Origin of the sequence: Mycobacterium sp. IS-836 (assembly GCF_001954275.1) — a bacterium.
In the GTDB taxonomy this organism is placed as follows: Bacteria; Actinomycetota; Actinomycetes; order Mycobacteriales; family Mycobacteriaceae; genus Mycobacterium.
In genome coordinates this window covers 1-1,040 of record NZ_MBEU01000076.1, presented here as the reverse complement: position 1 = coordinate 1,040, position 1,040 = coordinate 1, and the positions used below count along the sequence as shown (strand labels likewise).

1 protein-coding gene is annotated in these 1,040 nt (G+C 71.2%); it reads right to left on the bottom strand.

Going from position 1 to position 1,040, the window contains the following annotated elements:
- On the bottom strand, window positions 1–1,040 hold a 1,040-nt coding region (locus tag A5747_RS21895), incomplete at both ends, for an alcohol dehydrogenase catalytic domain-containing protein (RefSeq protein ID WP_158070285.1).

Here is a 1,040-nt window from a genome sequence, read left to right as displayed (position 1 = left end):
CCGGCCAGCACCGACAACCCGTACAGCGCGGTCAAAAACACCACCGGCACGCTCGCTGCCTCCGCCAGCGACCAACCCGCGGGCACCGCCGTCACCAACCGCGCATCCACCACCGCCTCGGAGCCCACCACGCCCAACAAACCCATCACGGCATCGCCGACCGCAAGCCCGGTTACGCCCGGCCCGACTTCGACGACGACTCCCGCGCCCTCGACTCCGATCTCGCCGCCGCCGGGATACATTCCCAGGGCCACCAACACATCCCGGAAGTTCACCCCCACCGCGGCCACCGCCACCCGCACCTGCCCGGCCGCCAGCTCCACGCGTGGGCATGACTGCACCACTAGGTCCTCCAGCGTGCCCGCGCGCCCTGCGGTCATCCGCCATGCGCCCTCCGGCAGCTCCAGCGCGGCACGGGCGGGGGTCAGCCGGGGGGCATAGGCCGTACCGGAGCGCACCACGAGTTGTGGTTCACCACAACCGATGACATCGCGCGCGTCGATCGATCCGTCCGAATCCACGAGGATCAACCGGCCCGGGTGCTCGGCCTGCGCGGAGCGCCCCAGCCCCCACACCGCCGCGCCGGCCAGGTCGGGGGCCTCCTCGCCGGGCAGCCCCACCGCACCATGAGTGACGACCGCGAGAATCCCGGAACCGTCACCGGCCAGAGACGACTGCAATACCCGCAGCGCCTCATGGGTGGCCGCATACACCGAACCCACCACACCGTCGGCCGCCGGGCCCGGCTGCCACACCGTCACGCCGTCGTCGCCAATCCCGTTGGGCCCCAATGACACCGGTGACCAGGTCACCTCGAACACTCCTCTGCCCGCCCGACGGCCTGGCGCAGGCACCGACAATTGCGCCACCGAGACCGGACGAACTACCAACTCGCGCACCGACAACACGGGCAGACCCGCACCGTCGGCCAGGTCCACCGACACCGCCGCCACGCCGACAGGTGCGATCCGCACCCGGACCCTCGATGCCCCGGCTGCGTGCAGACACACGCCCTGCCAGGAAAACGGCAGCATCGTCTC